Here is a 16,798-nt window from a genome sequence, read left to right on the forward strand (position 1 = left end):
GACTGTGCCGGTGCCATGAGCCGATGACTGGGGACACCACATGAAGGAACCGGACTATCCGCCCGATGAGGCCGAGCGCCTTGACGCGCTGCTCGCGCTCAAGCTGCTGGACACCCCGGGCGAGGACCGGTACGACCGCATCACGCGCCTTGCTCAACGTCTGTTCAAGGTGCCGATCGCGCTGATCAGCCTGATCGACGCGGAGCGCCAGTGGTTCAAGTCGCGGCAGGGCCTCAGCGCCACCGAGACACCGCGCAGGATTTCATTCTGTGGCCACGCCATCCTGCAGGATGGCATCTTCATGGTGCCCGACACCCTCGACGCCCCCCGATTTGCCGACAATCCGCTCGTCACCGACGCGCCCGGCATCCGCTTCTATGCCGGCGCGCCGCTCTCCACCCTGGAAGGCTTTCGCATCGGCACGCTGTGCCTCATCGATACCGCTCCGCGCGAGCTCTCGGCAGAGGATCAGCAGTCGCTCAGAGACCTGGCCGATCTGGTTCAGTCCGAACTGACGCAGATACGGGCGCAGCAGATGGTTGAAGCCCTGCACAACCAGGAGGCGCGCATGCGTGCCATCGTAAACACGGCGATCGACGGCATCGTGACCATCAACGACGCCGGTATCGTCGAATCCTTCAACCCCGCAGCGGAGCGCATTTTCGGGTACGCCGCAGAAGAGGTGCTCGGCAACAACGTCAGGATGCTGATGCCCGAGCCATATCATTCGGAGCACGACGGCTACCTCGAACGCTTCCTCCGCACCCGCGAGCCCCATGTAACCGGCATTGGTCGCGAAGTCGTGGGCCGCTGCAAGGATGGCAGCACCTTCCCGATGGACCTCGCGGTCGGCGAAACGGAGCTCGGCTCCCGCCGCCTCTTTACCGGCATCATCCGCAATATCAGCGTACGCAAGAACGCGCAGCGCGATCTCGCTGCGCGCGATGCGATGCAGAAAGCCATTCTCAAGGGCGTGAGCTACGCGATCGTCGCCACCGACGAGAGCGGCACCATCCGTGCCTTCAACCCGGCAGCCGAGCGCATGCTGGGCTTCGATGCCAGCGAAATGATCGGCCTCAGCAGCCCGCTCGTTTTTCATGACCCGCTTGAGCTCCGTGCCAGAGCCGCCGAGCTTTCAACCGAATTCGGCTGCACCATCGCGACGGATTTCCATGCAATCGTCGCCCGCACGGCTCGCCTCGGCGAGGCAGACGAGCGCGAATGGACGCTCATCCGCAAGAACGGCTCGCGCCTGTCCGCCATGCTGTCGGTCACCGCGCTGCAGGACAGCGACGGGCGCATCAGCGGCTTTGTCGGCATTGCCTACGATCTGACCGAGCAGAAGGAGAGCGAGCGCCTGAAGAAGGAGTTCATCTCCACCGTCAGCCATGAATTGCGCACACCGCTGACATCAATCAGGGGATCACTCGGCCTGATCATGGGTGGCGTTGCCGGCAGCCTGCCGTCACAGGCGGCCAAACTGGTCGAGGTCGCCCATCGCAACAGCGAGCGCCTAGTCCGGCTGATCAATGACATGCTCGACATCGAGAAGATCGCATCGGGAAAGATGGCGTTCAACCTCAGTGCCCAGGCACTTCTTCCGGTCATCACTCAAGCCATCGATGCAAGTCGCGGGTATGCACGCGAACTCGGCGTGGCCTTCGAGCTCCACGACGACACCGAGGACGTTCATGTCCGCATCGACAGCGACCGCCTGGTGCAGGTGCTGACCAATCTGCTGGCCAACGCGGCGAAGTTCTCTCCGCGCGGCGCTTCCGTCCGGATCTCGGTCCAGGTCAGCAACGGACGGGTGCGCATCGCGGTGACCGACAGCGGCCCCGGCATTCCTGCGGCGTTCCAGCACCGGATATTCCAGAAGTTCTCCCAGGCCGACGCATCCGACGCCCGCCAGAAAGGTGGCACCGGACTCGGACTGGCGATTTCGCGCGCGCTGGTCGAGGCAATGTCGGGCACCATCGGCTTCGACAGCTCGACATCCGGCACCTGCTTCTGGGTCGAACTGCCCTGTACCGGCCCCGCCACACAACGCCCCTCCCCGGCGCCGGAGCAGGCCCACGGCGCCCGCATCCTGGTGTGCGAGGACGATCCGGATTTCGCCGAGCTGATCCGATTCGTCCTCGAAGAGGCGGGCTACCGTCCAGACATCGCGTACAGCGCCGCAGCGGCAAAATCCATGCTCCGGCAGCACGCCTACGACGCCATGACGCTCGATATCGGGCTCCCGGACCAGGACGGCGTCTCCCTGATTCGCGAACTGCGCGGCGAAGCCTATGCGCGCAATCTCCCTGTCGTCGTGGTGACCGCAACGAGAGTCGCCGGCAAGGCCAGACTGGGCGGCGAACTCGCCATTGCCGACTGGCTGGAAAAGCCGGTCGATCACAAACGCCTGCTTGCAGCGCTCGACAACTCCCGCAATGGTTCCGAGGGCAGCGCCGACAGACCGCGCATTCTTCATGTCGAGGATGACCACGACGTCCACCGCTTCGTCGAAGCACTGATCGCGAACATCGCCATGATCGACCACGCCTACGACCTGCAGGCAGCGCGCGCGCTGCTGTCGGAAAACGCCTACGATCTGGTGATCCTCGATCTGGGCCTGCCCGACGGTTCGGGCTGGTCACTCGTACCCGTGATCGCGAGCAAACAGCCCGAACCGCGAGTGGTCGTGTTCTCGGCGAGCGAACTGTCCGAGCACGATTCGCAGCAGTTTGCAGCCTGTCTGCTCAAGTCGAGCACCGATAACGATCGGCTGCTGTCTACGCTTCGGACACAGATTCAACGCAACCTGCCGAGGGGCCAATGAACCCTGATCTGCTCAAGAAAATTCTCTACGTCGAGGACGAGCCCGACATCCAGACCGTTGCCACCATGGCCCTGCAGGCGCTCGGCGGCTTCGAACTCGAGTGTTGCAGCTCCGGCGCCGAGGCGGCAGCCAAGGCGCCCGCCTTCGAGCCCGACGTGATTCTGCTTGACGTCATGATGCCGGTCATGGACGGTCCCTCGACATTGCAAGCCCTGCGCCAGCTCCCGGGCCTTGCCCTTACGCCGGTCATTTTCATGACCGCAAAGGTGCAACCGCAGGAGGTGGCGCATTACCGGGCACTCGGCGCGCTGGATGTCATCCACAAGCCCTTCGATCCCATGAGCCTTGCAGATCAGGTGCGCCAGATCTGGCTCCATGCGGAGGCGTTCGACCTTGAGTAAGGAGGCCCTCGCAAGCCGGCTCGCGGCGCTGCAGCGCCGCTTTATCGACCAGTTGCCAGAACGGATGCAGCGGCTGCGGGAGGCCTTGTGTCCGCCCGCCGGACAGGAAGCGTGCCTGAGCACGGCCCGCGCGCTGACGCATGGTCTCTCCGGCTCGGGCGGAACCTTCGGCTTCCCGGAGATCAGCGATGCTGCGCGGGCACTGAGCAACGCTCTTCAGCGTCATGACGAGCACCACCCACCGGAAGCCGTTCAGCCCCTGCTTGAAGCGCTTCAGGCTGCCGTCAGCAAGGCCCTCCGGCAAGGCGACACGACGCCACGGCCGCTTGTCGAGCGCAAGGCATCCGCCCCCGCAGACGCTGCGCTGCCAGTGCTTCTGATCTCGGCCGATCAGGCGCTCGCAGGCGAGCTTCGTCTCAAGCTCGGCCACTTTGGCTATGCGGTTCGTGCCTTCGATACGGTGGCGGCCGCGCTCGGGCACGCGGGTGAGGACAGCCCGCTCGCCCTGATCGTCGACAGCGACTTTACCGATGACGAGAAGGGCGGCGTTCAGGCACTGACCGAGCATCCGTTCCCTGCGCCACGCAAACCGCCGCTCGTCTTCATCTCGGCGCGCGACGATTTCGAAGCCCGCCTGGCGGGCGTGCGAAATGGCGGGCAGGCCTATTTCACCAGACCGGTGGAGATTCCTGCGCTCGCCGCCACCCTCGATACCCTGACCGAGCGTATTCCGCCGATGCCACCCAGAGTCCTCATCATCGAGGACGACGAGAACGTTTCGCGCTTCTACGCCGAAACCCTTGATGCGTCGGGAGTCGTGCCAACCTGCCTCACCGACCCGACCCGTCTCGCCCAGGCACTCTCGGAGTCCCGCCCCGATCTGATCCTGATGGATCTCTACCTTCCCGGGTGCGACGGCATCGAACTGGCCTCGCTGATCCGGCAGCAGGACGCCTACGTCAGCATTCCGATCGTGTTCCTGTCGAGCGAAACGGCCGAAGAGCAGCAACTGCTCGCGCTCAAGAGCGGCGCGGACGACTATCTCACCAAGCCGGTCGATCCGACACGCCTCGTATCCGTCATCTGCAGCCGCGCACGGCGGGCAGGTGTGCTGCGCGAGCATATCGACCACGACAGCCTTACCGGCCTGCTCAATCACGGCAGGCTCGAAGAGCGACTGGAGCTCGAACTGCTGCGCTCCAAACGGCTCGGACATCCACTGGCATTCGCAATGATCGACCTCGATCATTTCAAGTCGGTCAACGACAGCCATGGCCATGCCGCGGGCGACCAGGTGTTGCGCGCCCTCGCACGGCTGCTGCAGAGCCGGCTGCGCCGCACCGATGTTGCCGGCCGCTACGGTGGCGAGGAATTCGCCCTCATCCTGACCGACACCGACGGGGCGTCGGCGCAGCGAATCCTGGAGCCGCTGCGCAAGGAGTTCGCCGCCTTGAGCCACCTTGCGGACGGCGCGAGCTTTCACGTCAGCTTCAGTTGCGGGATCGCCGACTTTCCCACCCATCCGGATGCACCCTCCCTCGCGACAGCCGCCGACGATGCGCTTTACGACGCCAAGGAACGCGGTCGCAACCGCATCGAACTGGCCCCCTCCCCCCATGCCCGCCCGGCCGCCTAGCACGGAGCACATCCATGGAAGCATTGCCCTCCCTCAAGGTACTGGTCGTCGAAGACGATCCTTTGCAGCGCGAAGCCTGCGAAGCCTTTCTCGGGGCGCTGGGCCAGCGCGTCGTCACGACAGCCAGTGGCGATGACGCCATTACCCTTTTCGAGCGAGAGGAACCCGACCTTGTCCTGATGGATGTGCTGCTGCCGACGATCGACGGCTTCGAGACCACGCGCCGCCTCCGGGCGCAGTGGGGCGAACACTGGGTGCCAATCATCTATCTCACCGTCCTCGACAGCTCCGCACGGCTGATCGAGGGACTGGAAGCCGGAGGCGACGACTATCTGGTGAAGCCGGTGAGCGTGGATATTCTGGAAGCCAAGCTTCGCTCCGTGATTCGCACGCTCTCGCTGTACCGGCAGATCGAAGAGTCGCGTGACGACCTGAAACGCGCAAACATCACGCTCACCCGCGCCAACCGGGAGCTCGACACCTTCGCCTATTCGGTCGCACATGATCTGAAGGCACCACTGCGCGCAATCGATGGCTACCGCGGGCTACTGATGGAAGACTACGCCGAACGCCTGGCGCCCGAGGCGAAAGACTACCTCGAGCGAATCGGCCTCAGTGTCGCCCACATGAACACCCTGATCGACGACATGCTCGTCTATTCGCGCATCGAACGCGGCACACAGAAAACCACTACGCTGGAACTGAAGCCGCTCATTGAGAGCGCCTTGCAGCTCTATCAGCGCGAACTCGACGCGAGCAAGGTGCAGGTCACCGTCACCGCCACAGGCAGCCTGAGTGCAGATCGCAGAGGGATCGAACTTGCGCTCAGAAACCTCATTGGCAATGCCGTGAAGTTCGTGGCATCGGAGCCTTCCCCAAGCATCGAAATCGGCTTTGAGCAAGACGCCGATCGTCAGCATCTGTGGGTCAGTGACAACGGCATCGGCTTTGACATGCGGCACAGCAACCGCATATTCGACATCTTTCAGCGCCTGCACCCGTCGGACCGATACCCTGGCACCGGCATCGGACTCGCAATCGTGAGAAAGGCCATCGAGCGCATGGGCGGGCGCGCATGGGCCGAAAGCAGCCCGGGCAAGGGCGCCTGCTTCCACCTGGAATGGCCCGCCTGAAAGATATTGTGAGGTGAAAAACTGCCCGGCCCGGGCAAGATCACTGCCTGGCCGGCAACAGACCGGCGCTCAGCGGGTCATGCCACGCACAGCAACTGACCACCGCGCATGCCGGCGGAACAGATCAGGCCGAAACGCGAACCGTGGAGGGTGCAGCCTGGCTGCTCGGACGCGACGAGTTGTCCAGATAGAGCTGAACCGCTGGCTGATTTGCAGCCGAAGCGACGTCGGGTTCGTTTTCTGCCTGCGCAGTCGCGGTCGACACACCACGCGCGCCCGCCGAAGCCTCCGGCGTCTGCCGGACACTCGCAGGATCGCTGGCCGGCCCCGGCGTCGCCACGGCTGATTCAGTCTCACGGCTTGCCGCTGCCTCTGCGGGCCGGGTCACGGCTTCGACCCCGCTTTCGTTTGCCTGAGCAGCCTGCGCGGTCAGGACTGCGGCCTGCTCCGCAGCCCGGCCCTCTTCGCTGATGCTGACCTGCGCCGAGGACTCGGTGTCTTCGGCACCCGAATCGCGGACGACCGCCTGTTCGGCCTGTCGTGACGACTGGCGGGCTGATTGCAAAGCGGCAGTATCCGCGGCGGGAAGCCGCATTGTGGTATCCATGATGCCCTCCGGTATCAGGCGTCCTCCGACGCCAGACGGCCCGGGCGTTCAGCCGCCAAATCAGGCTGACGCTCGCGGCGTGCGACTAAAGTATAGACCGTCGGTACGACGAAGAGTGTGAAGAAAGTGCCCAGCAGCAGACCGCCGACAATCACCCAGCCGATCTGTTGCCGGCTTTCGGCCCCGGCGCCGGTGGCCAGTGCGAGCGGAATCGCGCCCAGCACCATGGCGCCGGTGGTCATGAGAATGGGGCGCAAACGCGTGACCGATGCCTCGATGACTGCGGTACGCAGCGACTCGCCCCCTTCGCGCAACTGGTTGGCGAACTCGACGATCAGGATGCCGTGCTTGGTGATCAGGCCCACCAGCGTGACCAGCCCGATCTGGCTATACACGTTGAGCGTACCGCCGGTCAGCCACAGCGCAGCAAGCGCCCCAGCCATCGACAGCGGGACGGTGAGCATGATGATCAAGGGATCGCGAAAACTTTCGAACTGGGCTGCCAGCACCAGATAGATGAAGGCCAGGGCGAGCAGAAAGGTCAGCGCGAGACTTGCGGAACTGCTCTTGAACTCACGCGACTGTCCATCGTAGTCGATGGTATAGCCAGCCGGCAGCACGCGGCGGCTGACCTCTTCCACGAAGGCGAGGGCCTCACCCATCGAGTAGTCGGGTGCCAGATTGGCCGTGATTGCCACCGCACGACGCTGGCCAAAGTGATTGAGCTCACGCGGGCTCAGACTCTCATCCACGGTGAGCAGATTGGACAGCGGCACCATCCCGCCATCCTTGCCGCGCACGAAGATGTCGCGGATGTCGCGCGGGTCGGTCCGGCTGCCGGCATCCATCTGCACCACGACGTCGTACTGCTCCGCATCGCGCTTGTAGCGCGTGACCTGGCGGCCGCCGAGCATGGTTTCGAGCGTGCGTCCGATGACATCGATCGAAACACCGAGGTCTGCAGCCTTCTCCCGGTCAACGAGCACCCCGAGTTCGGGCTTGGTGAGCTTCAGATCGGTGTCCGGCGAGATGAAGCCGGGGTTTGCCTGCAACTCGTCGACAATCCTGTCGGTGTACTCGCCCAGCTCCTCGTAAGACGCCGAACTGAGCACCACGACGTTGATCGGACGCGACCGCGAACTCTGCCCGAAAGCAGCCGGCAAGACCGGGAAGGCATTGATGCCGGGAATCGCCCTCAGCTTTGGCCCCAGTTCGCTCGCGATCGCGGACGCATTGCGCTCGCGCTCCGACCAGTCGGTAAAGCCGGCAAAGGAGATGCCCTGGGATACCGTCGGATTCCCGGTGATGACCAGATAGCGATCAATGTCGGCCGTGCGGCTGAAGATGTCCTCGACCTGTGCCGCGTAGCGCGCCATGTAATCGATCGTCGCCCCTTCCGGGCCACTGAAGATGCTGACCACCCGGCCGCGATCCTCGACCGGCGCCAGTTCGGACTTGAGCGCCCCGAGCAGCACCACTGCGGAGGCCGCAACCAGGCCAAACGCGAGCATCACCAGCCAGCGCAGTTCCAGCATGCGCGTGAGCACGCGCCGGTAGGTGGAACCGAGACCGACGAGAAAGCGTTCGATCAGGAGGTACAGCCATCCATGACTGCGTTCATGGCGCAGCAGCTTTGAGCACATCATCGGCGACAGCGTCAGCGCCACGAAACCCGACACGATCACCGCCCCCGCCAGGGTCAGCGCAAACTCGGCGAAGAGCTTGCCCGTCCGGCCGGTCATGAAGGCAACCGGTGCATACACTGCGGCCAGCGTGACGGTCATCGCCACGACCGCGAAGCCAATCTCCTTTGCGCCACGGAAGGCCGCCGCCATCGGCGCCATGCCCTCCTCGATATGGCGGTAGATGTTCTCCAGCACCACGATGGCATCGTCGACCACCAGCCCGATGGCGAGCACCAGCGCCAGCAGCGTCAGCGTATTGACCGAAAACCCCATCACATACATCAGCGCGAAAGCCCCGACCAGCGACACCGGGATGGTGACCAGGGGCACCAGCATCGCGCGCCAGTTGCGCAGGAAGAACAGGCACACGATCGCCACCAGCAGCACCGCTTCCCAGACGGTGGAGAACACTGACGCGATGGAGCGCTCGATGAACACGGTCGTGTCATTGGCGATCGTCATCGACATGCCCTCGGGCAGCTCAGCCTCGAGCCTGGGCAACATCTCCAGCAAGCCCTTCTTGAGCTCCAGCGGATTGGCGGTGGACTGCTTGATCAGGCCCAGCGAGATGGCGGGCTTGCCCATGAAGCGCACCGACGTGCGCTCATTGGCGGGCGCCACCTCGACACGGCCAATGTCGCGAATCCGCACCGGGTAGCCATCGGGCGTACTGGCCTGACGCACCACCACCGCACCGAACTGCTGCGGATCGACCAGGTCGGTGCGCGCCACCACCGCGAACTCGCGCTCGCGCCCCTCTATGCGCCCAGCAGGAAGCTCGACGTTCTGACGCCGGATGGCATCCTCGACATCCTGCGCGACGAGGCCGAAAGCGGCCAGGCGATCGCGATCGATCCACACCCGCATCGAGTAGCGGCGCTCGCCATACACGCGCGCATCGGCCGCCCCCGGCAAGGTCTGCAGCCTGGGTTTGACGATGCGGCTGGCAAAGTCGCTCATCTCCAGCGGCGAATGGCGGTCGGATGAGAACGCGACCCAGATGATCGGACTGGCATCGGCCTCCACCTTGGCGATCACCGGCTCGTCCACATCATCGGGCAGCATGCGGCGCGCCCGCGACACCCGGTCGCGCACGTCGGCCGCCGCACTGTCGGCACTGCGCTCGATGCGGAAGCGCACCGTAATCTGGCTGCGCTCCTGGCGACTGATCGACGACAGCACATCGACGCCTTCGATTCCGGCCAGCGAGTCTTCCAGTGGCTTGGTGACCTGGGATTCGACGATCTCGGCACTGGCGCCGCGATACGTGGTGTCGACCGTGACCACTGGTTCGTCGATGTTTGGATACTCGCGAATGGTCAGGCGCGACAGCGACATCAGGCCGACGAGCAGCACCATCAGCGACAGCACGGTCGCAAAGACCGGGCGCTTGATGCAGATTTCGGAAAGAACCACGCTGCCCTCGCTCAGTCCGGGCCAGCGGCGGCGACCGCAGCCACCGGGACGATGCTCACCGCAGCACCATCGCGCAGCTTGAGCTGACCGGCCGTCACCACTGTATCGCCGACGGCAGGCCCTTCGACGAGCTCGACCATGCCGCCCCGACGAGACCCGGTAAGCACATCAACCCGTTTTGCCCTGCCTTCATCGACGCGATAGACGAACTGCACGTTTCCAGGTGCGGCAACCAGCGCCTCTTCGGGAACGACAGGCACCTCGGGGCGGGCCTCCAGAATCAGGCGCACACGCACGAAAACACCGGGGCGCAGACGATTGCCGCTGTTCGCCAGCCGGGCACGCAGTTGCACCGCACGGCCCTGGGCATCGACCAACGGGTCGATGGCGTCGAGCATGGCGTCGAAACGCTCGCCCGGCAGCACATCGCTCGTGACTTCGAGCCGCTGCCCGACCTCCAGCCGTCCGAGGTAAAGCTCGGGCAAGCGGAAATCAAGCTTGAGCGTGTCAACATCCTCAACGTTGACCAGTGCCTCGCCATCCTTGATGTAGTCGCCGACACTCACCTTGCGGATTCCGGCAATGCCGTCGAAGGGGGCACGAATCCGGGTACGTTCGAAACGCGCCTGCGCCAGCGCAACCGATGCGCGCGCCGCCTCCAGTTGTGACTTCGCGGTGTCGAGGCCGCTCTGGCTGAAGAACTTGCGCGCGAACAGATCTTCCGCACGGCGGTGATTGGCCACGGCCAGATTCAGACTCGCCTGCGCCTGCTGCAGTTCGGCGCGCTGCACGGAAGCATCGAAGGCCACCAGCACATCCCCTTTGCGCACCGGCGCACCGTCGCGAAAACCAATCTCTGCGATACGGCCGGCCACCTCCGGGCGCAGCACGACCGATTCGTTGGACACCAGGGACCCCACTGCGGTGACATCGTCGGCCATGGCCTGAGTCCTGACCGGCTGCACCTCCACCGCCACAGCAGCGGCAACGGCCTTGGCAGCGCCGGACTGAGCAGCGGCCGAGGCCGGCGCACCGCCGGCGCGAACAGGCATCGTGGAGGAACGGCTGGACTGCCAGGCATAAAGCCCAAGCATCACGAGTCCGGCAAGACTCAGGGCAAGGACCAGCGGGCGGCGGTTGGACATGACATCGAAACTCTGGTCAGGTTGAACGACAAATGGGCGAAGAATTGTCACACAACACGCATATGACGGGCGGACCATACGCACCGCTCCGGTCGCAGCGATTTTTTTGCGACGGCAGCATTCAGAGCACAAGCCGCGACCGGAGTTCCATTTGCACCAAAGCCTTTTCGCACGGGCGCCGGCGGGTCACACGAGGCGCCGGCCCGAGCGCGCATCCACACCCCACCCATGGGGGCGGATTACCCAGACAAAAAGGCCGGAAAACATCTCCGGCCTTCGTACTGCATCAACCGTGAATCTCAGCGCTCAGCCGACGATGGTCTGCGCCTCTCCATCCTGGCGCGCATCGATGCGACCGATCCGGTGCACCGTCTCGCCGGCAGCACTCAGCTGTGCGGTCACCGCGTCGGCCTGGTCTGCTGCCACCACCACCGCCATGCCGATACCGCAGTTGAACACCCGGTACATCTCCTGCATGTCGACGTTGCCTGCCTCCTGCAGCCACTGGAACAGCGGCGGCAGCTTCCAGCTCGCAGCGTCGATGCGTGCGACGAGTTCGTCGCGCAGAATGCGCGGCACGTTTTCGGTAATGCCGCCGCCGGTAATATGGGCCATGCCCTTGACCACGCCCGGCATCGCCTGCATCAGTGCGAGCAGCGGCTTGACGTAGAGGCGGGTCGGCTCCATCACCACGTCACGGAACTTGCGGCCATGGAAATCGGCGTCCAGGTCAGGCTGGGCGACATCGATGATCTTGCGGATCAGCGAGTAGCCGTTGGAATGCGCACCGCTCGAGGCCAGGCCAAGCACCACGTCGCCCGGCACGATCTTCGAGCCGTCGATGATGTCGGCCTTCTCCACCGCACCCACCGCAAAGCCGGCGAGGTCGTATTCGCCATCGGGATACATGCTGGGCATCTCGGCGGTTTCGCCGCCGATCAGGGCGCAACCGGAGAGTTCGCAGCCCTGGGCGATGCCCTTGACCACATCGGCCGCGGTGTCGACATCGAGCTTGCCGCAGGCAAAGTAGTCGAGAAAGAACAGCGGCTCCGCACCTTGCACCAGAATATCGTTCACACTCATGGCCACCAGATCCTGACCAACGGTGTCATGCTTGTTCCAGTGGAACGCCAGCTTGAGCTTGGTGCCTACACCGTCAGTACCGGACACCAGCACCGGCTCGCGGTATTTTTTCGACAGTTCGAACAGGGCGCCGAAACCGCCGATGCCACCGAGCACTTCGGGACGCATGGTGCGCTTGGCGAAAGGCTTGATGCGGTCGACCAGGGCGTCGCCGGCCTCGATGTCGACACCGGCATCACGATAGGAAAGGGAGGTTTTGTGCGCGCTCAAGATCGTTCCTCTGGCAGTACGGAAGCAGAATTCAACCCCTGTGGCAGCGCCCCGAGCTTGAGGCAATACCGCCAAGTGGCTACATTTACGTGTTTCGCGGGTCATATCGGCCCGCAGCTAGCTCATAATTTTACTTGAAATGAACATGCCCCGCGCCGATCGTCTGCAAACTGCTGCCTGGGCAGGTGCCGCCCTGGCACTGGTCGGCCTGTTCTGGCTGCTGTCTCCCATCCTTGCCCCCTTCGTCGTAGCCGGCGTGTTTGCCTACATCTGCGACCCTGCGGTCAATTGGCTGGTGCGACGAAGAGTGCCGCGCGCCGCCGCCGTGCTGCTGGTCATTACCGGCCTCGGCCTGATTCTGGTCACGCTGACGCTGATCCTGATGCCGATGCTGTACCGTGAAGCCGTCACCCTGATGCGACGCCTGCCCGACCTGATCGAGCTGTTCAACCTCCGCGTGAGTCCCCTGCTGCAGGCACGCTTCAATATCGACCTGCAGCTTGATTCGGCGCAGGTCCGCAGCTTGATGACCCAGCACTGGGACAATGCGCAGGACCTGATCCCCATCCTGCTCGGTCATCTCAAGACGGGCGGAATGGCCATCGTCGGCGTACTTGCCAACCTGTTCCTGATTCCGGTGGTGATGTTCTATCTGCTACAGGAATGGCCGCGCATTGTTGCGGGCCTGCAACACATCGTGCCGCGCCCCTGGATCGGCCGCACCATGCGCATCATCGGCGACGTCGACTCCGTGCTGTCGGAGTTCCTGCGCGGTCAGCTCTCGGTGATGCTGTTGCTGGCCATTTTCTACAGCCTCGGCCTCTGGCTTGCCGGACTCAAGTTCGCGCTGCCGGTCGGCGTCGTTACCGGGCTGCTCGTGTTCATTCCCTACGTCGGCTTTGGCGGGGGCCTGCTGCTGGCCATTCTCGCTGCCCTGCTGCAGGGCGACAGCTGGTCGCCGCTGATCGGTGTCGCCGTGGTCTATGGCATCGGTCAGCTGCTCGAGAGTTTTCTGCTCACGCCCTACCTGGTCGGCGAGCGCATCGGTCTGCATCCGCTGGCCGTCATCTTCGCCCTGATGGCCTTCGGCCAGCTGTTCGGTTTTGTCGGCGTGCTGGTCGCACTGCCGGTGAGTGCAGCCTTGCTGGTGGGCCTGCGCGAACTCAGCGCAGCCTGGTTTTCCAGCCCGGTCTATCTGGGCCAACGGAAGGACACATGAAGCAACTGGTACTGGACATCCGCAGCGACGCCCCACCCACGCTGGACAATTTCGTGGTCGGCGCCAACAGCGAGCTCGTCGCCAGCCTGTCGCTTCTCGCGACCGACCGCAGCCTGCTGCCCGCGCCCCATCTCTACCTGTGGGGGACGAGCGGAAAGGGCCGCAGCCACCTGCTGCAGGCCGCGGTCGCGGTTGCCGCCGCAAATGGGCGCCAGACGCACTACCTGAATGCAGACACCGTGCGCGATGCGCTACCCGAAACGCCCGACGCGCTGCTGGCAATCGACGACATCGACCGTCTGCGCCCGGAAGCGCAGATCGCGCTCTTCAACGCATTCAATCGCGCCCGGCTCAACGGACAATCACTGCTGCTGGCGGGCCTGCAGCCGCCGCTCGCCCTCGCGCTGCGCGAAGACCTGCGAACACGCATCGGACAGAGTCTGATCTTCGAAGTCCAGCCGCTGGACGACGATTCACGCGCAGCGATTCTCGCAACACTGGCCGAACGCCGTGGTCTGCGCCTGGCCGACGAAGTCGTCGACTTCCTGATGCGCCACGGTCGTCGCGACCTGCCCAGCCTGCTCGCGGCGTTCAACGCACTCGACGCCGCATCGCTGGAACAGAAGCGCCCGATCACCCTGCCCCTGCTGCGCGAGATGATGCAGCAGGGCCTGGCAATCTGAATCGCGCTTCACCACCCGTATCGACACCATCACCACGCTTACCCGGAACACCTCATGGATCTCGTACTGTTCGACCTCGACAACACCCTGCTTGCCGGCGACTCAGACTTCGCCTGGGCTCAGTTCCTGATTGGCAAGGGCGTACTCGACCGTGAAGTGCAGGAGGCGAAGAACATCGCCTTTTACGAACAGTACAAGAATGGCACCCTCGACATTCACGAGTTCCTCGACTTCCAGCTTGCACCGCTCGCCCGCCACCCACGCGAACAACTCGACATGTGGCACCGCGAGTTCATGGAACAGAGCATTCGGCCGATGATCACCCCGAAGGCCAGAGCCCTGGTCGAGCAGCACCGCTCAAGCGGCGCGATGGTCGCGGTGGTTACGGCAACCAACAGCTTCGTCACCGGCCCGATCGTGCGCGAATTCGGCATTCCACACCTGATCGCCACCATCCCCGCCCAGGAGAACGGCCAGTTCACCGGCAAGCCACGCGGCATCCCCTCGTTCAAGGCGGGCAAGATCGAACGCGTCGATGCCTGGCTCGAATCCCTCGGCCTCCACGATGGCAGCTTCGACAGCACGTGGTTCTACAGCGACTCGCACAACGACCTGCCGCTGATGCAGCGCGTGCAGCAGCCGGTTGCGGTCGACCCGGACGACACCCTGCGCGCATACGCAGCCAGCCACGCCTGGCCGGTGATCTCGCTGCGCTGAACACGCCAATCCGTCATGGCCTGCGGCTGCATCGGTTATGATTGCAGGCTTGACTCGCACGAAAAACTGAAGCCTCGATGATTCGAAAACTGCTACGCAAGGTTTTTACCCGCGTTGCCACCCCTGTCCGCACCGACCCGGCCCTGATTCCCGTCGACCTGCATGGCATTCGCAGCGAACAGCTTTCGCCCGCTGCGCGCAAGACCTGCGCCGTGCTGCAGGAGAACGGTCACAAGGCCTATGTGGTTGGCGGCGCAGTGCGTGACCTGCTGATCGGCCACCCCCCCAAGGATTACGATGTGGCCACCAGCGCCACACCGGAACAGGTTCGCGCACTGTTCCGGCGCTCGCGCATCATCGGCCGCCGCTTCAAGATCGTGCACGTGATGAGTGGGCCCGAGACCATCGAAGTCTCGACCTTCCGCGCCAGTCAGGACGCCGAGACCGACGAGCACGGACGCGTCCTGCACGACAACGTTTACGGTTCGCAGGAAGAAGACGCCAGCCGGCGCGATTTCACCGTCAATGCGCTGTACTACGACCCGGGCACCGAAACCATCATCGATTACCACCACGGCGTTGCCGATGTGCGGCAGAAGACGCTGCGCATCATCGGCGACCCGCGCACACGGTATCGCGAAGATCCGGTGCGGATGCTGCGCGCCGTGCGCCTCGGCGCCAAGCTGGGGCTGTCGATCGACCCGGCCGCGCGCGCGCCGATCCGCGAGATGGCCGTCCTGCTGGAAAACGTGCCCGCGGCACGCCTGTTCGACGAGATGCTCAAGCTGCTGTTTTCGGGCTACGCGGTCAAGTGCCTGACCCAGTTGCGCGAAGAAGGACTGCATCACGGCCTGCTGCCACTGCTCGACGTCATCCTCGAACAGCCGATGGGCGAGCGCTTCGTGTGGCTGTCGCTGGAGAACACCGACGAACGCGTGCGCCAGGACAAATCCGTCTCGCCGGGCTTCCTCTTCGCCACCTTGCTGTGGCACGAAGTGCTCAAGGCCTGGGAGGTTCGCAAGAGTGCCGGCGTCGCAAACCAGCCCGCACTGTTCGAGGCGATGGACGAAGTCCTCGATACACAGGCGCGCAAGCTCGCGATCACCCGCCGCATCGTTGGCGACATCAAGGACATCTGGGCACTGCAACCGCGCTTCGACAAGCGTGCAGGCAAGACGCCCTACCGCCTGATCGAGCAGCCGCGCTACCGCGCCGGCTGGGATTTCCTGCGCCTGCGTGCGCAGTCTGGCGAGATCCCGATGGAGATTCCCGACTGGTGGAACAACTTCGCACACGCCGGGCACGATCAGCGCGAAAACCTGCTGCGAGCAGCCCCGCAGACGGCCGACGCGCCTGCAAAGAAGCGCCGCCGCAAAAGGCGCAAACCCGCAGCAGCCGACGGTGAAGCAGCAATGGCGGACAGCAGCGCAGAATGAGCTCAACCCTCGTGCGTGCGTACGTCGCGTTTGGTGCCAACCTGGGGGAACCGCGCGCAGCGCTCGATTGCGCCATCCAGGCGCTGTCAGCACTTCACGGAACCCGTGTCGTCGCCTTCTCGTCGTGTTACCGCACCGCGCCGGTTGGCGTGGAAGGCGAGCAGCCGGACTACACCAATGCCGTCATCGCGATCGACACCACGCTCGCGCCACGGCCCCTGCTTGAATCCCTGCTCGCAATCGAACATGCCGGCGGGCGCACCCGCGACTACCATCAGGCGCCGCGGACCATGGATCTCGATCTCCTCCTGCACGGCGACGCGATCGTCGACGAGCCGGGCCTGGTGCTGCCGCATCCGCGCATGCACCAGCGTGCATTCGTACTGCAGCCACTGGCAGAGATCGCGCCCGATGCCTCGGTTCCGGGCATCGGCCAGGTAACAGACCTTCTGCCCGGCGTGGCCGACCAGCAGATTTCCCGCCTCTGACATCTTCGCCGTGCCCGCCTGGCTCACCGTCCCTGCCGCCCTGCAGAACGTTCCC

General features: G+C 64.3%; 13 protein-coding genes. 9 read left to right on the top strand and 4 right to left on the bottom strand.

Features of this window, described 5'->3' with window-relative positions; all coding sequences use genetic code 11:
* Positions 1–40 precede the first annotated feature (40 nt).
* From CEW83_RS10190 to CEW83_RS10205, 4 genes are read left to right on the top strand one after another with little or no spacing between them, the layout of a single operon-like run.
* A complete protein-coding gene (locus tag CEW83_RS10190) occupies positions 41–2,824 on the top strand; it encodes a PAS domain S-box protein (protein ID WP_108949239.1) in 2,784 nt (927 codons plus the stop codon).
* Positions 2,821–3,225, top strand: coding sequence for a response regulator (locus CEW83_RS10195; protein ID WP_108949240.1), 405 nt, complete (start codon positions 2,821–2,823; stop codon positions 3,223–3,225). Before CEW83_RS10190 ends, CEW83_RS10195 begins: the two co-directional genes overlap by 4 nt.
* Positions 3,218–4,861 (top strand): diguanylate cyclase domain-containing protein, encoded by a 1,644-nt coding sequence (locus CEW83_RS10200; protein ID WP_159099439.1) that lies wholly within the window; start codon positions 3,218–3,220, stop codon positions 4,859–4,861. Before CEW83_RS10195 ends, CEW83_RS10200 begins: the two co-directional genes overlap by 8 nt.
* Before the next feature lie 14 nt (positions 4,862–4,875).
* On the top strand, positions 4,876–5,994 hold the full coding sequence (locus CEW83_RS10205) for a response regulator (RefSeq protein WP_108949242.1): 1,119 nt from the start codon (positions 4,876–4,878) through the stop codon (positions 5,992–5,994).
* Positions 5,995–6,118: 124 nt separating this feature from the next.
* Here CEW83_RS10205 and CEW83_RS10210 read toward each other — a convergent pair whose 3' ends face one another.
* From CEW83_RS10210 to purM, 4 genes are all read right to left on the bottom strand, one after another.
* Positions 6,119–6,601, bottom strand: coding sequence for a hypothetical protein (locus CEW83_RS10210; RefSeq protein ID WP_108949243.1), 483 nt, complete (start codon positions 6,599–6,601; stop codon positions 6,119–6,121).
* Positions 6,602–6,615: 14 nt separating this feature from the next.
* Positions 6,616–9,702: an efflux RND transporter permease subunit gene (locus CEW83_RS10215; RefSeq protein ID WP_108949244.1), complete on the bottom strand. Its 3,087-nt coding sequence runs from the start codon at positions 9,700–9,702 to the stop codon at positions 6,616–6,618.
* An 11-nt stretch (positions 9,703–9,713) separates the two neighbouring features.
* On the bottom strand, positions 9,714–10,847 hold the full coding sequence (locus tag CEW83_RS10220; RefSeq protein WP_108949245.1) for an efflux RND transporter periplasmic adaptor subunit: 1,134 nt from the start codon (positions 10,845–10,847) through the stop codon (positions 9,714–9,716).
* Positions 10,848–11,153: 306 nt separating this feature from the next.
* Positions 11,154–12,200 (bottom strand): phosphoribosylformylglycinamidine cyclo-ligase, encoded by a 1,047-nt coding sequence (purM, locus tag CEW83_RS10225; protein WP_108949246.1) that lies wholly within the window; start codon positions 12,198–12,200, stop codon positions 11,154–11,156.
* Between the two features lie 139 nt (positions 12,201–12,339).
* Between purM and CEW83_RS10230 the strand changes: the two genes are divergently transcribed.
* From CEW83_RS10230 to folK, 5 genes are all read left to right on the top strand, one after another.
* Positions 12,340–13,419, top strand: a complete 1,080-nt coding sequence (locus tag CEW83_RS10230; RefSeq protein WP_108949247.1) for an AI-2E family transporter — start codon at positions 12,340–12,342, stop codon at positions 13,417–13,419.
* Positions 13,416–14,102: a DnaA regulatory inactivator Hda gene (gene hda / locus CEW83_RS10235; RefSeq protein ID WP_108949248.1), complete on the top strand. Its 687-nt coding sequence runs from the start codon at positions 13,416–13,418 to the stop codon at positions 14,100–14,102. The genes CEW83_RS10230 and hda overlap by 4 nt, the downstream gene beginning before the upstream one ends.
* A 54-nt stretch (positions 14,103–14,156) precedes the next feature.
* Positions 14,157–14,819, top strand: a complete 663-nt coding sequence (locus CEW83_RS10240) for an HAD family hydrolase (RefSeq protein WP_108949249.1) — start codon at positions 14,157–14,159, stop codon at positions 14,817–14,819.
* Positions 14,820–14,896: 77 nt separating this feature from the next.
* On the top strand, positions 14,897–16,255 hold the full coding sequence (gene pcnB, locus CEW83_RS10245; protein WP_108949250.1) for a polynucleotide adenylyltransferase PcnB: 1,359 nt from the start codon (positions 14,897–14,899) through the stop codon (positions 16,253–16,255).
* Positions 16,252–16,743, top strand: coding sequence for a 2-amino-4-hydroxy-6-hydroxymethyldihydropteridine diphosphokinase (gene folK / locus CEW83_RS10250; protein ID WP_108949251.1), 492 nt, complete (start codon positions 16,252–16,254; stop codon positions 16,741–16,743). The genes pcnB and folK overlap by 4 nt, the downstream gene beginning before the upstream one ends.
* Positions 16,744–16,798 lie beyond the last annotated feature (55 nt).

This window comes from Parazoarcus communis, assembly GCF_003111645.1.
Classification (GTDB): Bacteria; Pseudomonadota; Gammaproteobacteria; order Burkholderiales; family Rhodocyclaceae; genus Parazoarcus; species Parazoarcus communis_A.

What these genes read in the sequence shown, in the direction of transcription:
- CEW83_RS10190 (WP_108949239.1), top strand. Translation starts at nt 41, where the DNA reads ATGAAGGAACCGGACTATCCGCCCGATGAGGCCGAGCGCCTTGACGCG.
- CEW83_RS10195 (WP_108949240.1), top strand. Translation starts at nt 2,821, where the DNA reads ATGAACCCTGATCTGCTCAAGAAAATTCTCTACGTCGAGGACGAGCCC.
- CEW83_RS10205 (WP_108949242.1), top strand. Translation starts at nt 4,876, where the DNA reads ATGGAAGCATTGCCCTCCCTCAAGGTACTGGTCGTCGAAGACGATCCT.
- CEW83_RS10210 (WP_108949243.1), bottom strand. Translation starts at nt 6,601, where the DNA reads ATGGATACCACAATGCGGCTTCCCGCCGCGGATACTGCCGCTTTGCAA.
- CEW83_RS10220 (WP_108949245.1), bottom strand. Translation starts at nt 10,847, where the DNA reads ATGTCCAACCGCCGCCCGCTGGTCCTTGCCCTGAGTCTTGCCGGACTC.
- CEW83_RS10230 (WP_108949247.1), top strand. Translation starts at nt 12,340, where the DNA reads ATGAACATGCCCCGCGCCGATCGTCTGCAAACTGCTGCCTGGGCAGGT.
- hda (WP_108949248.1), top strand. Translation starts at nt 13,416, where the DNA reads ATGAAGCAACTGGTACTGGACATCCGCAGCGACGCCCCACCCACGCTG.
- CEW83_RS10240 (WP_108949249.1), top strand. Translation starts at nt 14,157, where the DNA reads ATGGATCTCGTACTGTTCGACCTCGACAACACCCTGCTTGCCGGCGAC.
- pcnB (WP_108949250.1), top strand. Translation starts at nt 14,897, where the DNA reads ATGATTCGAAAACTGCTACGCAAGGTTTTTACCCGCGTTGCCACCCCT.
- folK (WP_108949251.1), top strand. Translation starts at nt 16,252, where the DNA reads ATGAGCTCAACCCTCGTGCGTGCGTACGTCGCGTTTGGTGCCAACCTG.